Consider the following 21,438-nt stretch of genomic DNA (forward strand, 5'->3'; position numbering starts at 1 on the left):
TCAATGGTTCAGCCCGAGGTTTCCTGCACGGCGACGTCCGCCTTGTGGCCACGACTGACCCACCAGCCGAACGCTGCCGCCGTGAAGAACATGATCAGGCTGTAGATCGCCGCCGGCACCGCCATGGTGGCGTTGTTCAGCAGGCTCGGGCTCAACGCCAGGGCGATGGCCAGCGTGCCGTTGTGGATCCCGATCTCCATGCCGATGGCGATCGCCTGGCGCTTGGGAATGCGCAGCAGGCGCGGCACCCAGTAGCCCAGCCCCAGGCTGACCAGGTTGAACAGCAACGCGGCGACACCCACCACCGGCGCATACTCGACCACCGTCTGCCAGTCCTTGGCCAGCGCCAAGACGATGGTGAATGCCAGGAACAGCGCCGCCACCAGCTTCATCGGCTTTTCCATACGCGCAGCGAAGGCCGATGCGTAGCGGCGAATCAGCATGCCCAGGCCCACGGGCAGCAGCACGATGGCAAACACCTGCATGACCTTGGCGAATTGCAGCGGGATGGCCTGGTCCGACTCCATGAAGTAGATCAGCGACAGGTTGACCAGCAGCGGCATGGTCAGGATGGCGATCAGTGAGTTGACGGCCGTCAGCGTGATGTTCAGCGCAACGTCGCCATGGGCCAGGTGGCTGAACAGGTTGGCCGTGGTGCCGCCCGGCGAGGCGGCAAGCAGCATCAGGCCCACCGCCAGGGCGGCCTCGAGGCCGAAGCCGTTGGCAATCAGGAAGCAGATGAAGGGCAGCAGCAGGATCTGGCAGGCCAGGCCGATCAATACCGGCCTGGGGTACTTCACCACCCGGGCGAAGTCGGCGAGGGTCAGGGACAGCCCCAGACCCAGCATGATGATGCCCAGGGCAATGGGCAGGAAGGCGGTGAGCAGGGGGGAGGCGGTCATCGGCATTCTCTAGGGTGAAGTCTGCGCAGAAGTGTAGGCAGGCTTCAGCCGACGAATAATTGCAAGACGCCAGCCTTTGGTAACCGTTTGTTACCGCGCGAGCCTGGGCTCGCGGCGACCTGACGCGTTGCGATGGGGCGCGCGGCGCAGTAGGATTCGCGCTTTTGCCGAAGGATTAGCTTGTCATGTCGTTCCAGCAAGGTCTGCTCGCCACCCCGGTGCCGGTTCACGCCCGCCACCTGTTTTTCGCCCTGCATGCCGGGGAGGCGCTGCCGGCGGTACTGGATGCCTTGCTCGCCGAAGTCGATGGCCGCAGCCTGATCATGGCCGTCGGCGCTCCGCTGGCCAAGGCGCTGGGGCGTGAGGTGCCGGGCCTGCGCAGCTTCCCGCAACTGGATGCCGTGGTCGAGAACCCGGCCACCCAGCATGCACTGTGGCTGTGGCTGCGCGGTGAAGAACGCGGCGACCTGTTCCTGCGCGCCCAGGCCCTGGAACAGGCGCTGGCTCCGGCATTGACCCTGGTCGACAGCGTCGACGGCTTCCTGCACCGTGGCGGCCGCGACCTGACCGGCTATGAAGACGGCACCGAGAACCCGCGCGACGAGGACGCCGTCGATGCCGCCATCGTGCCCGGCGAACAGCCTGGGCTGGCCGGTTCCAGCTTCGCCGCATTCCAGCTGTGGAAGCATGACCTTGACTACTTCAAGTCGCTGCCCCAAGCCGAGCAGGACGACATCATCGGTCGTCGTCTGAGCGACAACGAGGACTGGACGACGCGCCGGCGTCGGCCCACGTCAAGCGCACCGCCCAGGAGAGCTATGACCCCGAGGCCTTCATGGTGCGCCGTTCGGTGTCCTGGGCCGACACCCGTGGCGCCGGGCTGGCCTTCGTCGCCCTGGGGCATTCGTTCGATGCCTTCGAGGTTCAGCTGCGTCGCATGAGCGGGCTGGAAGACGGCGTGATCGATGCCCTGTACCGCTTCAGCCGCCCCCTGACCGGTGGCTATTACTGGTGCCCACCCATGGGTGAGCACGGCCTGGACCTGCGCCTGCTGCTCGGCTAAATATCCCGATACAGAAATCGCCCTGCACAGGGCGATGCAGCGACTAGCCTTGAGGGTTTCCCCTGCAAACGGGAGCCCTCCATGTACGCACGTCGTGATGTCCTGCGGGCCAGTGCCGCGCTGGGCGCACTGGCCCTGAGCCCCTGGCTGCGCGCCGAATCCGCCGGCGGCCTGCTGAGCCGCAAGATCCCGTCCACCGGTGAAGCCTTGCCGGTGATCGGCGCCGGCACCTCCGGCAGCTTCGAGGTCGAGGCCGGCTCCCCCCAGTACCAACAGCTCAAGGCGGTGCTCGAGACCTTCTTCAAGGGCGGTGGCAGGGTCATCGACACCTCGCCGAACTACGGCGGCGCCGATGCCATACTCGGCCAACTGCTGGAAGAGGGCGGCTGGCATCGCCAGTGCTTCATCGCCACCAAGATCGCCGCCGACAGCCGCGAGGCGGCCGAACGCCAGTGGGCGCAAAGCCTGGCCAGCCTGCGCAGCGACAAAGTCGACCTGCTGCAGATCCACAACCTGCGTGACTGGCAAAGGCAACTGCCCTATGCCCGCGAACTCAAGCAGCAGGGCAAGACCCGCTATGTCGGCATCACCCACTACCTCGACAGCGGGCAGGACGAAGTGGCGCGCATCGTGCGCAGCGAGCCGCTGGACTTCATCCAGATCAACTACTCGGTCAATGCCCCGGATGCGGCCCGCGAACTGCTGCCGCTATGCCAGGACAAGGGCGTCGCAGTGCTGATCAATCGCGCCTTCGACGATGGCCGGCTGTTTGCCCGAGTGAAGGATCAGGCACTCCCGGGTTGGGCGGCAGAGGCAGGAATTGGCAGCTGGGCCCAATTGTTCCTCAAGTTCGCCATCAGCCATCCCGCGGTGACCACGGTGATTCCGGCCACCGGGCGGCCGGACCGCCAGCTCGACCAGCTCAAGGCCGGCAGCGGCCCGCTGCTGACCGCAAGCCAGCGCCAGGCGCTGATCAAGCAGTTCGCCTGAGCCATGCACGGCTGGCGACGGCGTCTGCAGCAAAGCCTCGACATCCAGCCCGGTGAAGGTCCGGCGGTGGTTGCGGGGCTCGCCTTGTTCTACCTGCTGTTCACCGGCTATTTCATGCTGCGTCCGGTTCGCGAGACCATGGGGATAGCCGGTGGAGTGGATAACCTGCAGTGGCTGTTCACCGGCACCTTCGTTGCCACCCTGGCCTGCCTGCCGCTGTTCGGCTGGCTGGCCTCGCGGGTGAAACGGCGGCGTATCCTGCCGTGGACCTACGTGTTCTTCATCAGCAACCTGTTGCTGTTCGCTGTGCTCTTTGCCCGCGATCCGGACGACCTCTGGAATGCGCGGGCCTTCTACATCTGGCTGTCGGTGTTCAATCTGCTGGCCATTTCCCTGGCCTGGAGTGTGCTGGCAGACCTGTTTTCCAGCGAGCAGGGCAAGCGCCTGTTCGGCTTGCTGGCCGCCGGGGCCAGCCTTGGCGGCCTCAGCGGGCCGATACTCGGCACGCTGCTGGTTGCACCGTTGGGGCATGCAGGCTTGCTGGTGCTGGCAGGCGTGTTCCTGCTCGGCAGCGTTGCCGCTGCGCTGTACCTGCAGCATTGGCGCGCACGCCAGCCATTGCCGGCAGCCACCGAGCATCCGGACTCAAGACCGCTGGGCGGCAACCCCTTCGCCGGGGCGACGGCAGTGCTGCGATCGCCCTATCTGCTGGGCATCGGGCTGTTCGTGGTGCTGTTGGCCAGCGTCAGCACCTTCCTGTATTTCGAACAGGCGCGCATCGTCAGCGAGACCTTCAGCGATCGCACCCGCCAGACCCAGGTGTTCGGCCTGATCGACACGGTGGTGCAGACACTGGCGATCCTGACCCAGCTGTTCCTCACCGGACGCCTGGCTCGGCGCCTGGGAGTCGGCGTATTGCTGGTGGCGGTGCCGCTGGTGATGGCGGCAGGCTTTCTCTGGCTGGCGCTGGCACCGGTATTCGCTGTGTTCGTGGTTGTCATGGTCATCCGTCGCGCCGGTGAATACGCCCTGGTGCGACCGGGTCGGGAAATGCTCTTCACCGTGCTGCCCGCCGAGGACAAGTACAAGGCCAAGAACTTCATCGACACCGTGGTCTATCGCGGCGGCGATGCCTTGAGCGGCTGGGTCAAGCGCGGCCTCGACCTGCTGGGCGAGCACCCGCAACTGGCCATGTCGATCGGCGCCCTCCTGGCGCTGGGCTGGGGGCTCACCGGTGCCTGGCTCGGGCGCCGTCAGCGCCAGCTCGAAACCCCTCGCTGAATCAGGCAAAGCACGCTGCACCAAATACATCCCTTGCGCACCTTTAGCGCCACCGGTCTGCCGGTTCGGCAATAAAACGAATCCGCCGTTATCGCCGAACTCCGAACCTATGTACGGCACACGACCGTGCATTCCCCAGCCACAAGAGGTGCAAGACCATGGCCAACAACCAGAACAAGACTGGCAGTCAGGGTGGTACCAAGAATCCTGGCAACTTCGCCAACGACCGGCAGAAAGCTTCCGACGCCGGGCGCAAGGGCGGCCAGCAATCCGGTGGCAACAAGCAGACCGACGACATGGGCCGCAAGGGCGGTCGTTCGTAAGTGATGCTGCGCGGTGCCGGGGCAGCCCGGCACTGCAACCGTTTTCCGGGGAGGCTATCCCATGCGCACGATCCCATTGCTCTGCTTGATCGCCAGCCTGGCACTGACCGGCGGCTGTTTCGACCGTGACACCGACCACCCGGCCAAGGACGCCGATCCCAGCAAGCCCTCGCTGCAGATGCAGAAGCCGGACGCCCCAGCCTCCGAGCCGATGCCCGAGACGCAGCCACAGAAAACCCCCTGAGCGCGCAAGGAGTAGGGCATGACGGTCCTGACCTGCAATCCGACCCTCGAAGCCTGCGCCAAGCGCGCCGATGCACCGCTGCAGCATCGCTATCACCGCCTGCTCGAAGGCCGGGATGACGATTCGCGGACTTGGCTAGAGCAACAGTTGCAACTGGCTGACGCCCTGGACGACGCGCTGCCGTCGTCACTCGGCGGCCTGGAGCGCTGGAGTGCCGAACAAGCCGCCAAGGTGTCCCGGCGTTACGCCGAGTACCTCGAGCAACGCCGCCAGGGTGCGCCCCGGCGTTATTTCGCCAATCGCACCCAGGCCTTGTATTTCCTGCAGCAGGTCGCACCCACCAAGGCGGTCGATGGCACCTGGTTGCAAAGCACGCTGGCGCATTGGCGCGATCCTCGTTACCACGGCCTTATCCGCACCTATCTCGAGGAACTCGGCGACGGCGACCCACGCAGCAACCATGTGCTGGTCTATCAACGCCTGCTCAGCCGTCTGGGCTGCCTCGAACTCGCACCGCTGGATGACGCGCGCTACCTGCAGGGCTGTGTGCAGCTTGCGCTGGGCCAGTATGGCGACGACTACCTGCCGGAAGTCATCGGCTACAACCTTGGCTACGAGCAGCCGCCGCTGCATTTGCTGATTACCACCTACGAACTGGCTGAACTGGGGATCGACGGTTTCTACTTCCAGCTCCACGTGACGATCGACAACGCCGCCAGCGGCCATGCCCACCGTTCCCTGCAAGCCCTCGCGCAGTTGCGCCCCGGCAACGACGTGCAGGCGTTCGAACAACGGGTGCGCCGCGGCTACAGGCTCAACGAGCTGGGTATCGGCGCCGAAGCGCTGATCGCAGGCTTCGATCTGCAAGCCGAATTGATCGATGCGCTGGAGCGCAAGCGCCTGTTCGGCCAGTTCATGCATTCCGATCACTGCCGGCTGCAGGGTCGCAGCCTCAACCAGTGGCTGGCCAGCGAGGCGGGCATGGGCGAGTTTCTGCAGGCGTTGCAAGCCCAGGGCTGGGTACGCCGTGGGCAGGACCCTCGACTCAGCCGCTTCTGGGGCCTGATCGACGGGCCGACGGCGGCGATGTTCGGGGTGTTCAGCCCGTACGAAAAACAACTCTGGCATGACTGGATCGCGGCTGACTGGCAGGCCCCTCCCACCCGCAGGCTGCGGCCTGGCAGTTGGGAGGCGGCACTCGATCTCGAGCAATCCCCGAGCCCGAGCTCATCACCCATGGATGTCGCCACGCTGATCGAGCTGATGGCGGGCAATCGGCATGCGCTGCCCGAGGGGCTGGCCGCCACCCGCAGCTATCTCAAGGCGACCGGGCTGTGTGCAGGAGGGCCGAGCGGATGCAACTGAGCAAGGAACAGGCCCAGGCCGACCAGGCCTTGTTGCACCTCGGCCAGCGCCTGCGCGCCGATGGCTACCGCTTCACCTGCGTCACACCGGCCACACACGCGCACAACAACGCCCGGCCCGGCGGTACCCGTGCCTACACCCTGCGCGACGTGTTCGGGTGGAGCCGGGCGTTTCCGGTGTCGCTGGTGTCTGCCGATGAACTCGATCAACTGCGCACCGCACAAGTGATCAAGGAGGAGGGTAGCCTGCTGCGCTGCACGGTACGCTGGTCCAACCTGGACGATCTGTTGCTGCTGCACTCTGCCTACCCGACCGACTCCGACGACGCGGTGTTCTTCGGCCCGGACAGCTACCGCTTCGCCCAGGTCATTCACGAGCACCTGCAAGCCAGCGCTGCGCCGGTGCAGCATGCCGTGGATATCGGCTGCGGAACCGGCGTGGGCGCGTTGCTGATTGCGCGCGCCGCGCAGCACGCGCAGGTCAGCGCCGTGGATATCAACCCCTTGGCATTGCGTTACACCGCCATCAACGCGGCACTGGCCGGGCTGGGCAATGTCTCGGTCGAGCCCAGCGACATACTCGATGGCATCAGCGGTCTGTTCGACCTGATCGTGGCCAATCCGCCCTACATGCTCGACGCCGACAAACGCCAGTACCGCCACGGCGGCAGCGGCCTGGGCATGCAGCTGTCCCTGCGAATCCTGCAGCAGGCCTGCGAGCGCCTGAGCCCTGGCGGCACCTTGCTGCTCTATACCGGTGTCGCGGTGATCGAGGGGCGCGATCCGCTGCTCGAGGCTGCACGCCTGCGCCTGGGCGGTCCGAAGTGGAGCTGGGTGTACCGCGAACTCGACCCGGATGTGTTCGGCGAGCAGTTGCTGGAACCCGGCTATGAACAGGTCGAGCGCATCGCTGCGGTGCTGCTCAGTGTCACGCGCAACCGCTGAGGCGCTCATGTACCGGTCCAGTTCATTCGGCATCGAGGAGGAGTATCTGCTGGTCGACCTGGCCAGTGGCAAGGTGATCGCCAACCCGGGTCAGTCGGTGGCAAGGCTGTGCCGGGAAGCAGCGGGCGCGTCGTTTGCCGAAGAGATGTTCCACAGCCAGATCGAGATCGCTTCGCCGGTGTTCGGCAACCTGCACCAGGCGCGTGAGTTCTTCAGCGACTGCCGTCATCGGCTCGGCGCTGTCCTGGCCCGGGAAGGCATCGGGCTGTTCTGCGCCGCCAGCCACCCCAGCGCCCAGTGGTTGCGCCAACGCCCACGCAGCAGTGGCCACTTCCCGCAGCTTTTCGAGGATTACCAGCACGTCGCGCGGCGCAGTCTGTTGTCGGGGCTGCATGTGCATGTAGGTGTACCACCGGATTGCGACCGCATGCAGCTGATCAACCGGGTGCTTTGCTGGTTGCCGTTGCTGCTGGTGCTGAGCACCTCCTCGCCGTTGTGGGTTGGCCAGTCGACCGGCTACATGAGCTACCGCCGCGTGATCTGCGGTGAGTGGCCGCACATGGGGCTGCCCGAAGCCCTCGCCGACTGGGCTGCCTATCAACGTTATCGGGCCTTGCTCGAACGCACCGGCTCACTGTCTACGGACGGCGACTTCTGGTGGGCGATCCGTCCATCGCGGCGTTATCCGACCGTCGAGCTGCGTATCTGCGACGCATGTCCGCGCCTGGAAGACGCACTGTGCATCGCGGCGCTGTTTCGCCACATGGTCGAGCACTGCTGCCTGGATCACGCTCGCCCTGGCCATTTGACCCGCGAGTTGCGCTGGGTGACCCAGGAAAACTACTGGCGCGCCATGCGCCACGGGCGTCATGGCGAGTTCATTGGCGTCCACGAGCAGCACCCGGTCAATGCCGAGGCCTGGTTGGCCCAGTTGCAGTCAGTGTTTCCCGAACGAACAGCCGACGCCGAGCGCGCCTTCATCCATGCCCGCCACATCCTCGCCGACGGCACCAGTGCCGACCGCCAGCTCGCCTGCCTGGCGCAGGCCCGTGCCAATGGCAACGACCAACGCCAGGCCCTGCGCCGGGTGATCGAGCACGTGCTGGCCGACGCCCAGCCAGGCGAACGCCCATCGACATCTCCCCATTCATCATCCCCACCCAGGAGGCTCCATGCCTAACCGACCTCATGACCAGTTCAGCATGCAGAACCCGCTGACCCAGTATCCCCACCCGCCGTTTCCGTCCCAGGGCCAGGCAGCGCCGGGCCTGGATGCGCACATGACGCCCAAGCCCGATCACGGCGAGAGCACCTACAAAGGCTTCGGCCGCCTGGCCGGGCGCAAGGCCCTGATCACCGGTGCCGACTCAGGCATCGGCCGCGCCGTGGCCATCGCCTATGCCCGGGAGGGCGCTGATATCGCGCTCAACTACCTGCCGATGGAGGAGGCAGACGCCCGCGAAGTGATCAAGCTGATCGAGGCAGAAGGGCGCAAGACCATCGCCATCCCCGGCGACCTCAAGGACGAAGCCTTCTGCAAGACCCTCGTCGATCAGGCCCATGAACAGTTGGGCGGCCTGGATATCCTGGTCAACGTCGCCGGCAAGCAGGAGGCGCGCAAGGATATCGGTCAGATCAGCCACGAACAGTTCGACCATACGCTCAAGACCAACGTCTACGCGCTGTTCTGGCTGTGCCAGGCGGCGGTGCCGCTGATGCCGGCCGGGGCGACCATCGTCAACACCGCCTCGATCCAGTCGTACCAGCCGTCGGCGACACTGCTCGACTACGCCACCACCAAGGCGGCGATCGTTGCCTTCACCAAGGCGCTGGCCAAGCAGGTGATCGAACGCGGCATCCGGGTCAATGCCGTGGCGCCGGGTCCGATCTGGACCGTGCTGCAGCCCAGCGGTGGCCAGCCTCCAGAGAAGATCCCCGAGTTCGGCGCGCAGACGCCGATGAAACGTCCCGGCCAGCCAGCCGAATGTGCGCCGCTCTACGTACTGCTGGCCAGCCAGGAGTCGAGCTATATCACCGGCGAGGTGTTCGGCGTCACCGGCGGCAATCCGCTACCCTGAACCCCATCCGAGCGCCTCTGGACAGAGGCCAACCCGCAGGAGGAGCCGGCCATGGCCCGTGCAATCTGGAAAGGCGCGATCAGTTTCGGTCTGGTGCACATCCCGGTGTCGCTGAACACCGCGGTGCGCAGCGAACGCATCGACTTCGACTGGCTCGACAAGCGCAGCATGGAGCCGGTCGGCTACAAGCGGGTGAACAAGGTCACCGGCAAGGAAATCGACAAGGACAACATCGTCAAGGGTGTTGAGCACGAGAAGGGCCGCTACGTGGTGATCAGCGAAGAGGAGATTCGCAAGGCGCGGCCCGAAGCCACCCAGACGATCGATATCTTTTCCTTCGTCGAGGCAGGCGACATTCCCCTGCAGCACTTCGACACACCCTATTACCTGAGCCCCGACAAGCGCGGCGGCAAGGTCTATGCGCTGCTGCGCGAAACCCTGGCGAAAACCGGCAAGGTGGCCCTGGCCACCGTGGTGCTGCACACCCGTCAGCACCTGGCGTTGTTGCGCGCGCTGGACGATGCACTGGTGCTCATCACCTTGCGCTGGCCTGACGAGGTGCGCGGCATCGACAGCCTGGAACTGGACAAGAGCGTCACCGAGGTCAAGGTCGACAAGAAGGAACTGGACATGGCCAAGCGGCTGGTCGAGGACATGAGCGGGCCGTGGTCGCCCGATGAGTACCACGATGTGTTTCGCCAGACCATTCTCGACCTGGTGGAGGAAAAGGCCAGCAAGGGCAAGATCGCCAGCGTCGACAAGGGCAAGGGCGCCGCCAGCGAGAAAGGTGCGGACATCCTCGACCTGACCGAGTTGCTCAAGCGCAGCCTGGGTGGCAAGGGCGGGAAGGGCGAGAAGAAGCCGCGCAAGGCGTCCTGAGTCTGATCTGCGCGCTTCGCGGATGCTTGCTTGCAAAGGCCGTCCACTCCAGGATTGAAACCAGCCAGCTTACAATCTTTAACACAAATATCAAATGAGACTAAATTGACTCATTAATGGTCGGTTAGTACCATTCGAGCCGTTTTAATCAAAGGCTCGGTGAGCATAAATGAGCAATTTGCGTGCAACAGGATGGGCCGGTGGGCTGGCAGCGATCCTGCTATTGGTCGGCTGCGGCAGTTCCGAAGAACCTCAGGCCGATGCCCAGGCGGCATTGCCCGTACAGACCCTGACCGTCGCCAGCGAGGCGCTGACCTTGAGCTCCACGCTGCCTGGCCGGGTCGAGCCGATGCGCGTCGCCGAAGTGCGTGCGCGGGTAGCCGGTATCGTCCTGCACAAGCGCTTCGAGGAAGGCGCCGACGTCAAGGCCGGTGATGTGCTGTTCCAGATCGACCCTGCGCCGTTCAAGGCCGCGTTGTCACGGGCCGAGGGCGATCTGGCCCGCGCCCAGGCGGTGCGCCAGGAAGCCCAGGCCCGGGTCCGTCGTTATGCGCCGCTGGTCGAGATCCAGGCCGTCAGCCAGCAGGACTTCGACACCGCCAGCGCCGACCTGCGCAGCGCCGAGGCATCGATTCGCTCGGCCCAGGCCGATGTCGAGACCGCGCGCCTGAACCTGGGCTATGCCACGGTCAAGGCGCCGATTTCCGGGCGCATCGGTCGTGCGCTGGTGACCGAAGGGGCACTGGTCGGGCAGGGCGACGCGACGTTGATGGCGCGCGTCCAGCAGCTCGATCCGATCTATGTCGACTTCACCCAGTCCGCCGCCGATGCCCTGCGCCTGCGCCAGGCACTCAAGGACGGTGCACTGGCCAGCGGCAGCGACCAGCACCTGACTGCGCGGGTCGAAGGCACCGACTACGAACGGGCCGGGCAACTGGTGTTCACCGATGTGTCGGTGGACCGTGGCACCGGCCAGGTCACCCTGCGCGGGCGCTTCGACAACGCCGACGGCATCCTGCTGCCCGGCATGTATGTGCGCGTTCACACCCCGCAGGGTACGGACAGCCGCGCCATTCTCGTGCCACAGCGCGCCGTGCAGCGCAGCGCCGATGGCCAGGCGCGGGTGATGCTGGTGGGCGCCGACGGCATGGCCGAGGCCCGCGGCGTGCAGACCGGCAGCATGCACGGCGCACGCTGGCTGATCACCGAAGGGTTGCAACCCGGCGACCAGGTGATCGTCGGCAGCCCTGCAGGCCTGGCACCGGGGGTGCCGGTGGCGCCGTCGGCGGCCCAGCAAGCTGCGGCACGCTGAGGCGAGGGGAGCGAGATGTCCAAGTTCTTCATCAACCGTCCCAACTTCGCCTGGGTCGTGGCGTTGTTCATTTCCCTGGCCGGCCTGCTGGTGATCCCGTCCCTGCCGGTGGCGCAGTACCCCAGCGTCGCGCCGCCGCAGATCACCATCACCGCCACCTATCCCGGCGCTTCGGCCAAGGTGCTGGTGGAGTCGGTCACCAGTGTCATCGAAGAGTCGCTCAACGGTGCCAAGAACCTGCTGTACTTCGAGTCGACCAACAACTCCAACGGCATCGCCGAGATCGTCGTCACCTTCGAGCCGGGCACCGAGCCTGAACTGGCCCAGGTCGATGTGCAGAACCGCCTGAAGAAGGCCGAGGCACGCCTGCCGCAGGCGGTGACCACGCAAGGCGTCGAGGTCGAGCAGACCAGCGCAGGCTTCCTGCTGATCTATGCCCTGAGCTACACCGATGCGGTCAGCCACGGCGACACCACCCAGCTGGGCGACTATGCCGCGCGCAACATCAACAATGAGCTGCGGCGCATTCCCGGGGTGGGCAAGCTGCAGTTCTTTTCCTCGGAAGCGGCCATGCGGGTGTGGATCGACCCGCAGAAGCTGGTCGGCTACGGCCTGTCGATCGATGATGTCGGCACGGCCATCCGCGGCCAGAACGTGCAGGTCCCGGCCGGTGCCTTCGGCAGCGCGCCGGGCAGCAGCCAGCAGGAGCTGACCGCGACCCTGGCGGTGCACGGCACCCTCGACGATCCCGAAGCCTTCGGCCGGGTAGTGCTGCGCGCCAACCCCGACGGCTCGATGGTACGCCTGGCCGATGTCGCGCGGCTGGAGGTCGGCAGCGAGAGCTACAACTTTTCATCGCGCCTGGACGGCAAGCCGGCAGTGGCCGGTGCGGTGCAGCTGGCGCCCGGAGCGAACGCCCTGAAGACCGCGGCGCTGGTCAAGGAGCGCCTGGCCGAGCTGTCCGAGTTCTTCCCTGAAGGCGTCGAGTACTCGGTGCCCTACGACACCTCGCGCTTCGTCGACGTGGCCATCGAGAAGGTCATCCACACCCTGATCGAGGCGATGGTGCTGGTGTTCCTGGTGATGTTCCTGTTCCTGCAGAACATCCGCTATACCCTGATTCCGTCGATCGTCGTGCCGGTGTGCCTGCTCGGCACCTTGCTGGTGATGAAGCTGCTGGGCTTCTCGGTGAACATGATGACCATGTTCGGCATGGTCCTGGCCATCGGCATCCTGGTCGACGACGCCATCGTGGTGGTGGAGAACGTCGAACGGATCATGGCCGAGGAAGGGCTGGGGCCGAAGGAGGCGACGGTCAAGGCTATGGGCCAGGTGTCCGGGGCGATCATCGGCATCACCCTGGTGCTGTCGGCGGTATTCCTGCCACTGGCGTTCATGTCCGGGTCGGTGGGGGTGATCTACCAGCAGTTCTCGCTGTCGCTGGCGGTGTCGATCCTGTTCTCGGGCTTCCTGGCCCTGACCTTCACTCCAGCGCTGTGCGCCACGCTGCTAAAGCCGGTGCCCCAGGGGCATCACGAGAAGCGCGGTTTCTTCGGTGCGTTCAACCGCGGCTTTGCCCGGCTGACCGAGCGCTATTCCTCGCTCAACAGCGCGCTGGTGGCACGTGCCGGGCGCTTCATGCTGGTCTATGCCGGGATCCTTGCCGTGCTGGGCTATTTCTACCTGCGCCTGCCCGAGTCGTTCGTGCCTGTCGAAGACCAGGGCTATGCCATCGTCGACGTGCAATTGCCGCCAGGGGCCAGCCGGGTACGCACCGATGCCACCGGGCAGGCGCTGGAGCAGTTCCTGATGTCTCGCGAGGCCATCGCCTCGGCGTTCGTGGTCAGTGGCTTCAGCTTCTCCGGCATGGGTGAGAACGCCGCGCTGGCGTTCCCCACGTTCAAGGATTGGTCCGAGCGCAGTTCGGCGCAGTCGGTGGACGCCGAAACCCAGGTGATCAACGCGCATTTCGCAAGCCACACCGATGGCAGCATCATGGCGGTCAACCCGCCACCGATCGATGGCCTGGGCAATTCCGGCGGTTTTGCCCTGCGCCTGCTCGACCGTGGCAACCTGGGGCGCGAGGCCCTGCTGGCCGCGCGTGACCGCCTGCTGCAGCAGGCCAACGGCAATCCGGCCATCCTCTACGCGATGATGGAAGGCCTGGCCGAAGCACCGCAACTGCGGGTCGATATCGACCGCGAGAAGGCCCGCGCCCTGGGTGTGACCTTCGAAAGCATCAACAGCACGCTGTCGGCGGCATTCGGTTCGCAGGTGATCAACGACTTCACCAACGCCGGTCGCCAGCAACGGGTGGTGATCCAGGCCGAACAGGCGGAGCGCATGACCCCGGAAGCGGTGCTGCGCCTGTATGCGCCCAACAGCGATGGGCAGCAGGTGCCGTTCAGTGCCTTGGTCACCACGCGCTGGGAGCAAGGGCCGGTGCAGATCGTGCGCTACAACGGCTACCCGTCGATCCGTATCGCCGGCGACGCGGCACCGGGCTACAGCACCGGCCAGGCGATGGCCGAGATGGAGCACCTGGTCAGCGACCTGCCGCCGGGCATCGGCTACGCCTGGACCGGGCTGTCCTACCAGGAAAAGGTCTCCAGCGGCCAGGCCAGCAGCCTGTTCGCCCTGGCCATCCTGGTGGTGTTCCTGCTGCTGGTGGCGCTGTACGAGAGCTGGTCGATTCCGCTGACGGTGATGCTGATCGTGCCGATCGGCGCCCTGGGCGCAGTGCTCGCGGTCATGGTGGTCGGCTTGCCCAACGATGTGTACTTCAAGGTCGGCCTGATCACCATCATCGGCCTGGCAGCGAAGAACGCGATCCTGATCGTCGAATTCGCCAAGGAGCTGCTGGAAAAAGGCCATAGCCTGCGTGAGGCCGCCATCGAGGCTGCACGCCTGCGCTTTCGGCCCATCGTGATGACGTCGATGGCCTTCATCCTCGGCGTGGTGCCGCTGGCCATCGCCTCCGGCGCCGGCGCTGCCAGCCAGCGGGCAATCGGCACCGGGGTGATCGGCGGCATGCTCAGCGCGACCTTGCTGGGGGTGGTATTCGTGCCGATCTGCTTCGTCTGGGTGCTGTCGCTGCTCAAGCGCAAGGCGGGGAGAACGGCTGCCGAACCCGCTGTAGCCCCTGCGGCCCCTCAGCCAGAGTAACGCCCGGGCGCCGCGACAGGCGGCCGGGATTCAGAGGCTCCTTTGGTTGGGCAACCAACCGTTCGGCCCCAGGACTTTTTGTCCCGGGGCTTTTTTTTCAACCCAGGAAACCGCTGGGCAATGCGATGAACAGCGTTAGCCCCGGCCCCGGGCGCCCTGCAGGAACAACTGCTCCAGCGCCTGCGCCGAATTGGCACTGGCCGCGCGCCCCCGCCTTTCGGCATCGACCATCCCGAAGATCATCGTCAGGAACATCTCGGTAAACACCGCAGCACTGATGTCGATGCGCAGCGCTCCCATCTGCTGGGCGCGCAGGAAGAACGCATCCATGGTCTGGGTGTAGGTGTCCCAGCGGCAGTCATCGTCATGGTTGAGCAATGTTTCGGGACGGTACTGGAACATCAGGAACATCAGCATCTCGCGGTGCTTGAGGTGTTCGGTGATCAGGTAGCGGATGGCATGCAGCGGCTCGGCGTTGTCCAGGTCGGCGTCCCTGATGACCTGGCTCAGGACCCGCTCGCCATGCTGCTCGAGCATGTCGACCAGGTTGTCGCGGGTGCCGCAGAAGCGGTGCAGGGTGGCCTTGCTGATGCCGGCGGTTTCGGCCAGCTCCTTGAGCGTGGCGCGCGGCTGGACGACGATGGCATGGGCAAGCGCCTTGAGCAGGCGTTCGTCATGGGGGGTGGGGTGCATCAGGGTTCCTCGCGTGATCGCATGGAAACCATTGTGCAGAAAATACCGGGCTATTCAATATTTTCGAGATGAAAAGGCTTCAGCTGAGACTTTTCTGACTCTTTCGAGCAAAAAGCCCGGACGCTGTGTGACAGCGTCCGGGCCCCGGCTCAGTGCGGCGCGCGCACGATGGTCTTGAGCAGGTCTTCCGGGCTGATGTGCCCGACTACCTGGCTGACCGCGCTGCCAGGGGAGGGCAGGTCGATGATGTGGTCCTTCATCCGCCCGACCACGTGCATCTCGCACGGCTTGCAGTCGAACTTCAGGGTCAGCACCTCGTCACCGTGGATCAGCTGCATCGGTGCGACCTTGGTGCGCACGCCGGTCACGCCCTTGGCCTGCTTGGGGCACAGGTTGAAGGAGAAGCGCAGGCAGTGCTTGGTGATCATCACCGGCACATCGCCGTGTTCCTCGTGGGCCTCGTAGGCGGCATCGATCAGCTTGACCCCGTGGCGGTGATAGAAGTCGCGGGCCTTCTGGTTGTAGACGTTGGCCAGGAACGACAGGTGCGCGTCGGGGTAGACCGGAGGCGGGCTGGTCTCGGCCTTGCGGCTGCCCCGTGGGTGCGCCTTGATCCGCGCCTCGGTCAGGGCCTCGATGGCCTCGCGGCGCAGGGCCTTGAGCTGCGAGTTGGGGATGAAGTAGGCCTGGGGCGCGTCCAGCTCGATCGCTTCGGCATGGTACTGGGTCGTGCCCAGCTGGCCGAGCAGGTCATGCAACTGCTCCAGCGCCTGTTGCGGCTTGTTGGCCGCACCGAACGGGCCGTCCAGGGCAACCTGGACGTTGATGCCTTCCTCGCTGGTCACGCTCAGGGCCAGGCGCTGCTCGGTCAGCACGGCATGCCACTGCACCGCGACCCGGCGCTCGGACGAGGTGCGTTGCAGCGCCTGCTGCCAGTTGTGGTCCAGGTTGCGCGACAGCGGATGGTTCGGCCGCAGCTTGTACATGCCCTCGGGCATTTCATTGGGTTCGACGCGGTAACGATAGCGGGTCTGGCCGTCTTCCTCGAACTCGCCACGCGGTTCGGCGATGTTGGCGCGGAACCCCAGCACCTCGCGCTTGACCAGTACGTTCAGGCCGTCACCGTTGGTCAGCGGCACCTCGGTGACCACCATCAGGTCGCGCTTGCCGACTTTTTCCACCACACCGACCGGCAGGCCGGTAAAGGTTGGCGAATCGAAGGCACCGATGTCGATCTTGCGGTCGCTGACGAAATAATCGGTGCTGCCGCGGTGGAAGGTCTTGTCCGGGTCGGGGACGAAGAAGTGCTGGGTCCGGCCGCTGGAGGCACGCGCCAGGTCCGGGCGATCCTCGAGGATCGCATCGAGCTCCTTGCGGTAGTGGGCGGTGATGTTCTTCACATAGCCCATGTCCTTGTAGCGGCCCTCGATCTTGAACGAGCGCACGCCGGCATCGACCAGGTCGCGCAGGTTGGCGGTCTGGTTGTTGTCCTTCATCGACAGCAGGTGCTTCTCGAAGGCGACGACGCGGCCCTGGTCATCCTTGAGGGTGTAGGGCAGGCGGCAGGCCTGGGAGCAGTCGCCACGGTTGGCGCTGCGACCGGTCTGGGCGTGGGAGATGTTGCACTGGCCGGAGAAGGCCACGCACAGCGCACCGTGGATGAAGAACTCGATGGCAGCGTCGGTCTCGGCGGCGATGGCGCGGATCTGCTGCAGGTTCAGCTCACGGGCCAGCACCAGCTGCGAGAAGCCGGCCTGGTCGAGAAACCTGGCCCGCTCCAGCGTGCGGATGTCGGTCTGGGTGCTGGCGTGCAGCTCGATCGGCGGAATGTCCAGCTCCATGACCCCCAGGTCCTGGACGATCAGCGCATCGACACCGGCATCGTACAGCTGGTGGATCAGCGTGCGCGCAGGCTCCAGTTCGTTGTCGTGGAGGATGGTGTTGATGGTGGTGAACACCCGGGCGTGATAGCGCCGGGCGAACTCCACCAGCCCGGCGATTTCGCCCACCTCGTTGCAGGCGTTGTGCCGTGCGCCGAAGCTCGGGCCGCCGATGTAGATGGCGTCGGCGCCATGCAGGATAGCCTCGCGGGCGATGGCCACATCGCGGGCAGGGCTGAGCAGTTCCAGGTGATTCTTTGGAAGGGACATGTCGTTATAGGTTCGGGCTGTCACGGTTTAGGGCGGCATTGTAGCGATGAAATGGGTCGCTGGCACCTTTGCATGAGCCCAGGCCCCGCCAGGCCCGCCCTCACAGCGTCATGCCGGCCAGGCATTCCACCAGCCGCTGCGCTGCAGGCGACAGGCTGCTCTCGCTGCGGGTGATCACCCCCAGTTCGCGCTGCAGCCCCGGCTCATCCAGTTGCCGGCGCACCAGCCGCCCCTCGCCGTCGTCGGCCGACTCGGGCAGCAAGGTCACCCCCAGCCCGTTGCGCACCAGGGCCAGCACCGTGGACATGTAGTTGGCCTCCATCGCCGTTTGCAGCACCAGCCCACGCTCGCGGAACACCTGCTCGATCTGCGCCCGCACGCTGCTGTCGCGCCCGGTGAGGATCATCGGCTGACCCTCCAGGGCCTGCAGGCTAACCGGGCCGCTGGCCAGCGGGTGCTCGACCGGCACGAACAGGCTCAGCCGGTCATGCAGCAGTGGAGTGAAGCCCAGCCCGTGGCCGAACGGGCTGCGCCCACCCACGCCGAAGTCGACATCGCCGTCGCGCACGCGCTCGACGATGCGTTCTGCGACCAGGTCGCGCAGGCGCACCTCGATGCCCGGATGCGCCTGGCGAAATACCGCCAGGCGTTCGGCCAGCGCGCCCGCGCACAGCGAGGGCAGGGCGGCCACGGTGACCACGCCGCGGCGCACTGCGGCCAGGCCCTGGCTGGCGGTGACGATGTTGGAAAGGTCGAGCAGCAGTTTTTCCATCGCCGGCAGCGCCTCGCGTCCGGCGGCGGTGAGGGTGACATGGCGGGGGCTGCGTTCGAGCAGGGCGACGCCCAGCCAGCCTTCCAGCTGGCGAATCTGCACGGTCAGGGCCGAGGGCGACAGGTGCAGATCGTCGGCGGCGCGGGCGAAGTTGCCGCGCTGGGCAACGGTGATGAAGGCGCGGATGTGCTGCAGGGCATTCTTCATTTTGTTTTTTCGAATGTGCACGGCGTTAAATTGCAATTTACACACAACTCGAGCCGTCGCGATACTCGCAGCAACAACAAAAACAAGCCGGAGTCCCCCATGCTCGCCCTCTACGGCGTCATTACCATCCTCTGCCTGCTGATCGCGGTGATGAGCAAGCGCATCTCGCCCCTGGTGGCGCTGATCGCCTTTCCCGTGATCGCCGCCTTGCTCGCCGGCTTCGGCTTGCAGACCAGCGGTTTCATTCTCGGCGGCATCAAGAACGTCGCGCCGGTGGTCGGCATGTTCATCTTCGCCATCCTGTTCTTTGGGGTGATGACCGATGCCGGCATGCTCGACCCGATCATCGACCGCATCCTGCGTGCAGTCGGCACGCGACCCACACGCATCGTCTGCGGCACCGCGCTGCTGGCCCTGCTGGTGCACCTGGACGGTTCGGGGGCGGTGACCTTCCTCGTCACCGTGCCGGCGATGCTGCCGCTGTACACCCGGCTGGGCATCGATCGACGGGTGCTGGCCTGCGTGGCGGCGATGGCGGCCGGGGTGAACTTCCTGCCCTGGACCGGCCCGGTGCTGCGCTCGTCCGCCGCCTTGCACGTGCCGGTGGCCGACCTGTTCCAGCCGCTGATTCCGGTGCAGGTGGTGGGGCTGGCGTTCGTGTTCGCCTGCGCCTACTGGCTGGGGCGGCGTGAAGAGAAGCGCCTTGGCTTGCTGGCCGGCGCCGACGGCGGCACAGCGCCGCAGCGGGTGCTGAGCGCCGAGGAACAGACCCTGCGCCGTCCACGGATGTTCTGGCCGAACCTGTTGCTGACCGTGCTGGTGATGGCCGTGATGATCGCCGGCTGGGTCGACCCGGTGGTGATGTTCATGCTCGGCACCGTTGCGGCCCTGTGCCTGAACTATCCGCGCGTGGACCAGCAGCGCGAGCGCATCGACGCCCATGCCAAGACCGCCCTGACCATGGCCAGCATCCTGCTCGCCGCGGGTGTATTCACCGGCATCATGCAGGGCACCGGCATGCTCAAGGCCATGGCCGAGGTGGCGGTGCAGCAGATTCCTCCAGGGCACGGGCAACTGATCCCGGCGCTGGTGGGCTTCCTGTCGATGCCGCTGAGCCTGCTGTTCGACCCGGATTCCTTCTACTTCGGGGTCATGCCGGTGATCGCCGAAGTCGGGCGGTCGCTGGGCGTCGATCCGGTGCAGGTGGCCCAGGCCTCGCTGCTGGGCGTGCACACCACGGGCTTCCCGGTCAGCCCATTGACCCCGGCGACCTTCCTGCTGGTGGGCCTGTGCAAGCTCGACCTTGCCGACCACCAGCGCTTCACCCTGCCATTTCTGTTCGCCGCGTCGGTGCTGATGACCCTGGCCGCGCTGGCACTGGGAGTCTTCTGAACATGAACACCTTGCGAATCGGCGCCGGCGCCGGCTATTCCGGCGACCGCCTGGAACCTGCGGTCGAACTGGCCCGCGACGGGCAACTGGACTACCTGGTCTTCGAGTGCCTGGCCGAGCGGACCATCGCCCTGGCCCAGCAGGCCCGCCTGGCCGACCCGCAGGCGGGCTTCGATCCGCTGCTGGCGGTGCGCATGCGCGCCGTGCTGCCCTATGTACGCCACAACGCACGGCGCCTGCGGATCATCACCAACATGGGCGCGGCCAACCCGCGTGGCGCTGCGCGACAGGTGCTGGCCATCGCTCGCGAGCTTGGCCTGCATGGGCTGAAGGTCGCTGCGGTGGAGGGCGACGATGTGCTCGCAGTGTTGCGCCAGCATCCGCAGTGGACGCTGGACAACGGCCAGACGGTCGCCGGACTGGGCGAGCGCCTGGTCTCGGCCAATGCCTACCTGGGCATCGAAGGCATCGTCGAGGCACTGGCATCGGACGCCGATGTGGTGATCACCGGCCGCGTCGCCGACCCTTCGTTGTTCCTCGCACCGCAGGTGCACCACTTCGGCTGGGCCGCCGACGACTGGCGCCGCCGCGGCCGAGGCACGCTGACCGGACACCTGCTCGAATGCGCAGGCCAGGTCAGCGGTGGTTATTTTGCCGACCCGGGCGTGAAGGACGTTGCCGACCTGGCACGCCTCGGCTTCCCGTTCGCCGACATCGACTGCGACGGCCAGGCCACCCTCGGCAAAGTCGCCGGCAGCGGTGGGCGTATCGATGTGGCGACCTGCACCGAACAACTGCTCTACGAAGTGCATGACCCACGCCAGTACCTGACGCCGGACGTGACCGCGGATTTCTCGGACGTGAACCTGCTCGACCGTGGCGCGGACCGTGTCCAGGTCAGCGGCGCCGATGGCCGGGAGCGGCCCCAGCGACTCAAGGTCACGGTCGGCTACCGCGATGGCTGGATCGGCGAGGGGCAGATATCCTACGGCGGCCCCAATGCGGTGGCACGCGCCCGTCTGGCCGGTGAGATCGTACGTCAGCGCCTGGCGCTCACCGGGGTGGCCTGCGAAGAACTGCGCTGCGAACTGATGGGGGTCGATTCGCTGCATGGCAGCGATTTCGGCAAGGGCAGCGAGCCCTGGGAGGTGCGACTGCGGGTCGCTGCACGGTGCCTGGGGCGTGACGCGGCGCAGGCGGTCGCCAACGAGGTCGAGACGCTGTACACCAATGGTCCGGCTGGTGGCGGCGGGGCCACCCGCCAGGTACGCGAAGTGCTGGCCGTGGCCAGCCTCTACCTGCCGCGTGAGCTGGCGCTGCCCCACGTCCACCTGGAGGAATGCCCATGAATCGCCGCCTGCACGAGCTTGCCCACACCCGCACCGGAGACAAGGGCGATACCTCGAACATTTCGTTGATCGCCTATCGCCAAGAGGACTACCCGCTGCTCGAACAGCTGCTGACGGCCGAGCGTGTGGCCGCGTGGTTCGCCCACCTGCGCGATGACAGCGCAGGGCCTGTGCGTCGCTATGCGTTGCCGCAGCTCAAGGCCCTGAACTTCGTGCTGCCGGGCCTGCTACGCGGCGGGGTGACCCGCTCGCTGGCCCTGGATGCCCATGGCAAGTGCCTGGGCGCAGCGTTGCTGGCGATGGAAATACCGCCATCGCCCTGAAGGCCG

At 66.0% G+C, this 21,438-nt stretch carries 18 protein-coding genes and 1 pseudogene; 15 read left to right on the top strand and 4 right to left on the bottom strand.

All coding sequences use genetic code 11. The features are described from left to right. Nucleotides 1-8: 8 nt before the first annotated feature. Nucleotides 9-902: a bile acid:sodium symporter family protein gene (locus AC1TXO_RS12935; RefSeq protein WP_486406694.1), complete on the bottom strand. Its 894-nt coding sequence runs from the start codon at nt 900-902 to the stop codon at nt 9-11. Between the two features lie 323 nt (nt 903-1,225). On the opposite strand from AC1TXO_RS12935, the pseudogene AC1TXO_RS12940 reads away from it, so the two are divergent. The 12 genes and pseudogenes from AC1TXO_RS12940 (at nt 1,226) to AC1TXO_RS12995 (ending at nt 14,546) form a co-directional block, all read left to right on the top strand. Further along, nucleotides 1,226-1,965, top strand: a pseudogene (locus AC1TXO_RS12940) (Dyp-type peroxidase). An 81-nt stretch (nt 1,966-2,046) separates the two neighbouring features. Next, nucleotides 2,047-2,955 (top strand): aldo/keto reductase, encoded by a 909-nt coding sequence (locus tag AC1TXO_RS12945; RefSeq protein WP_486406695.1) that lies wholly within the window; start codon nt 2,047-2,049, stop codon nt 2,953-2,955. A 3-nt stretch (nt 2,956-2,958) separates the two neighbouring features. Further along, nucleotides 2,959-4,236 (top strand): NTP/NDP exchange transporter, encoded by a 1,278-nt coding sequence (locus tag AC1TXO_RS12950; RefSeq protein WP_486406696.1) that lies wholly within the window; start codon nt 2,959-2,961, stop codon nt 4,234-4,236. A gap of 158 nt (nt 4,237-4,394) precedes the next feature. Further along, nucleotides 4,395-4,559 carry a con-10 family general stress protein gene (locus AC1TXO_RS12955; protein WP_486406697.1) on the top strand — a complete coding sequence of 55 codons (165 nt, stop codon included), beginning with the start codon at nt 4,395-4,397 and terminating at the stop codon, nt 4,557-4,559. A 61-nt stretch (nt 4,560-4,620) separates the two neighbouring features. Then, the gene (locus tag AC1TXO_RS12960) at nt 4,621-4,803 is read left to right on the top strand and encodes a hypothetical protein (RefSeq protein ID WP_486406698.1); all 183 of its coding nucleotides are present in this window, start codon (nt 4,621-4,623) and stop codon (nt 4,801-4,803) included. An 18-nt stretch (nt 4,804-4,821) separates the two neighbouring features. Then, nucleotides 4,822-6,168 (top strand): iron-containing redox enzyme family protein, encoded by a 1,347-nt coding sequence (locus tag AC1TXO_RS12965; protein ID WP_486406699.1) that lies wholly within the window; start codon nt 4,822-4,824, stop codon nt 6,166-6,168. Then, nucleotides 6,159-7,112 (top strand): methyltransferase, encoded by a 954-nt coding sequence (locus tag AC1TXO_RS12970; RefSeq protein WP_486406700.1) that lies wholly within the window; start codon nt 6,159-6,161, stop codon nt 7,110-7,112. The genes AC1TXO_RS12965 and AC1TXO_RS12970 overlap by 10 nt, the downstream gene beginning before the upstream one ends. Before the next feature lie 7 nt (nt 7,113-7,119). Next, nucleotides 7,120-8,292: a carboxylate-amine ligase gene (locus tag AC1TXO_RS12975; RefSeq protein ID WP_486406701.1), complete on the top strand. Its 1,173-nt coding sequence runs from the start codon at nt 7,120-7,122 to the stop codon at nt 8,290-8,292. Then, nucleotides 8,285-9,190: an SDR family oxidoreductase gene (locus AC1TXO_RS12980; RefSeq protein WP_486406702.1), complete on the top strand. Its 906-nt coding sequence runs from the start codon at nt 8,285-8,287 to the stop codon at nt 9,188-9,190. Before AC1TXO_RS12975 ends, AC1TXO_RS12980 begins: the two co-directional genes overlap by 8 nt. A gap of 51 nt (nt 9,191-9,241) precedes the next feature. Continuing rightward, on the top strand, nt 9,242-10,069 hold the full coding sequence (gene ku / locus AC1TXO_RS12985; RefSeq protein WP_486406703.1) for a non-homologous end joining protein Ku: 828 nt from the start codon (nt 9,242-9,244) through the stop codon (nt 10,067-10,069). Nucleotides 10,070-10,238: 169 nt separating this feature from the next. Next, nucleotides 10,239-11,381, top strand: coding sequence for a MexC family multidrug efflux RND transporter periplasmic adaptor subunit (locus AC1TXO_RS12990; RefSeq protein WP_486406704.1), 1,143 nt, complete (start codon nt 10,239-10,241; stop codon nt 11,379-11,381). Nucleotides 11,382-11,396: 15 nt separating this feature from the next. Further along, nucleotides 11,397-14,546: a multidrug efflux RND transporter permease subunit gene (locus AC1TXO_RS12995; protein ID WP_486406705.1), complete on the top strand. Its 3,150-nt coding sequence runs from the start codon at nt 11,397-11,399 to the stop codon at nt 14,544-14,546. 135 nt (nt 14,547-14,681) lie between these two features. Here AC1TXO_RS12995 and AC1TXO_RS13000 read toward each other — a convergent pair whose 3' ends face one another. From AC1TXO_RS13000 to AC1TXO_RS13010, 3 genes are all read right to left on the bottom strand, one after another. After that, entirely contained in the window at nt 14,682-15,239 is a 558-nt protein-coding gene (locus tag AC1TXO_RS13000; protein ID WP_486406706.1) for a TetR/AcrR family transcriptional regulator, read from the bottom strand. A 149-nt stretch (nt 15,240-15,388) separates the two neighbouring features. Beyond that, nucleotides 15,389-17,389: a peptidase U32 family protein gene (locus AC1TXO_RS13005; protein ID WP_486406707.1), complete on the bottom strand. Its 2,001-nt coding sequence runs from the start codon at nt 17,387-17,389 to the stop codon at nt 15,389-15,391. A 100-nt stretch (nt 17,390-17,489) separates the two neighbouring features. Continuing rightward, nucleotides 17,490-18,368 (bottom strand): LysR family transcriptional regulator, encoded by an 879-nt coding sequence (locus AC1TXO_RS13010; RefSeq protein WP_486406708.1) that lies wholly within the window; start codon nt 18,366-18,368, stop codon nt 17,490-17,492. Nucleotides 18,369-18,467: 99 nt separating this feature from the next. On the opposite strand from AC1TXO_RS13010, the gene AC1TXO_RS13015 reads away from it, so the two are divergent. From AC1TXO_RS13015 to AC1TXO_RS13025, 3 genes are read left to right on the top strand one after another with little or no spacing between them, the layout of a single operon-like run. Beyond that, nucleotides 18,468-19,760, top strand: a complete 1,293-nt coding sequence (locus tag AC1TXO_RS13015) for a CitMHS family transporter (RefSeq protein ID WP_486406709.1) — start codon at nt 18,468-18,470, stop codon at nt 19,758-19,760. A gap of 2 nt (nt 19,761-19,762) precedes the next feature. Further along, complete coding sequence (locus AC1TXO_RS13020) at nt 19,763-21,109, top strand: acyclic terpene utilization AtuA family protein (RefSeq protein WP_486406710.1); 1,347 nt, start codon at nt 19,763-19,765, stop codon at nt 21,107-21,109. Then, complete coding sequence (locus AC1TXO_RS13025) at nt 21,106-21,432, top strand: AtuA-related protein (RefSeq protein ID WP_486406711.1); 327 nt, start codon at nt 21,106-21,108, stop codon at nt 21,430-21,432. Before AC1TXO_RS13020 ends, AC1TXO_RS13025 begins: the two co-directional genes overlap by 4 nt. The last annotated feature ends 6 nt before the right edge of the window (nt 21,433-21,438 follow it).

The sequence above is a fragment of the Pseudomonas sp. FA117 genome, assembly GCF_057370475.1.

Excerpts from the sequence above, each read along its gene's own strand:
- AC1TXO_RS12935 (WP_486406694.1), bottom strand. The coding sequence starts at position 902 with ATGACCGCCTCCCCCCTGCTCACCGCCTTCCTGCCCATTGCCCTGGGC.
- AC1TXO_RS12945 (WP_486406695.1), top strand. The coding sequence starts at position 2,047 with ATGTACGCACGTCGTGATGTCCTGCGGGCCAGTGCCGCGCTGGGCGCA.
- AC1TXO_RS12950 (WP_486406696.1), top strand. The coding sequence starts at position 2,959 with ATGCACGGCTGGCGACGGCGTCTGCAGCAAAGCCTCGACATCCAGCCC.
- AC1TXO_RS12955 (WP_486406697.1), top strand. The coding sequence starts at position 4,395 with ATGGCCAACAACCAGAACAAGACTGGCAGTCAGGGTGGTACCAAGAAT.
- AC1TXO_RS12960 (WP_486406698.1), top strand. The coding sequence starts at position 4,621 with ATGCGCACGATCCCATTGCTCTGCTTGATCGCCAGCCTGGCACTGACC.
- AC1TXO_RS12965 (WP_486406699.1), top strand. The coding sequence starts at position 4,822 with ATGACGGTCCTGACCTGCAATCCGACCCTCGAAGCCTGCGCCAAGCGC.
- AC1TXO_RS12970 (WP_486406700.1), top strand. The coding sequence starts at position 6,159 with ATGCAACTGAGCAAGGAACAGGCCCAGGCCGACCAGGCCTTGTTGCAC.
- AC1TXO_RS12975 (WP_486406701.1), top strand. The coding sequence starts at position 7,120 with ATGTACCGGTCCAGTTCATTCGGCATCGAGGAGGAGTATCTGCTGGTC.
- AC1TXO_RS12980 (WP_486406702.1), top strand. The coding sequence starts at position 8,285 with ATGCCTAACCGACCTCATGACCAGTTCAGCATGCAGAACCCGCTGACC.
- ku (WP_486406703.1), top strand. The coding sequence starts at position 9,242 with ATGGCCCGTGCAATCTGGAAAGGCGCGATCAGTTTCGGTCTGGTGCAC.
- AC1TXO_RS12990 (WP_486406704.1), top strand. The coding sequence starts at position 10,239 with ATGAGCAATTTGCGTGCAACAGGATGGGCCGGTGGGCTGGCAGCGATC.
- AC1TXO_RS12995 (WP_486406705.1), top strand. The coding sequence starts at position 11,397 with ATGTCCAAGTTCTTCATCAACCGTCCCAACTTCGCCTGGGTCGTGGCG.
- AC1TXO_RS13000 (WP_486406706.1), bottom strand. The coding sequence starts at position 15,239 with ATGCACCCCACCCCCCATGACGAACGCCTGCTCAAGGCGCTTGCCCAT.
- AC1TXO_RS13005 (WP_486406707.1), bottom strand. The coding sequence starts at position 17,389 with ATGTCCCTTCCAAAGAATCACCTGGAACTGCTCAGCCCTGCCCGCGAT.
- AC1TXO_RS13010 (WP_486406708.1), bottom strand. The coding sequence starts at position 18,368 with ATGAAGAATGCCCTGCAGCACATCCGCGCCTTCATCACCGTTGCCCAG.
- AC1TXO_RS13015 (WP_486406709.1), top strand. The coding sequence starts at position 18,468 with ATGCTCGCCCTCTACGGCGTCATTACCATCCTCTGCCTGCTGATCGCG.
- AC1TXO_RS13020 (WP_486406710.1), top strand. The coding sequence starts at position 19,763 with ATGAACACCTTGCGAATCGGCGCCGGCGCCGGCTATTCCGGCGACCGC.
- AC1TXO_RS13025 (WP_486406711.1), top strand. The coding sequence starts at position 21,106 with ATGAATCGCCGCCTGCACGAGCTTGCCCACACCCGCACCGGAGACAAG.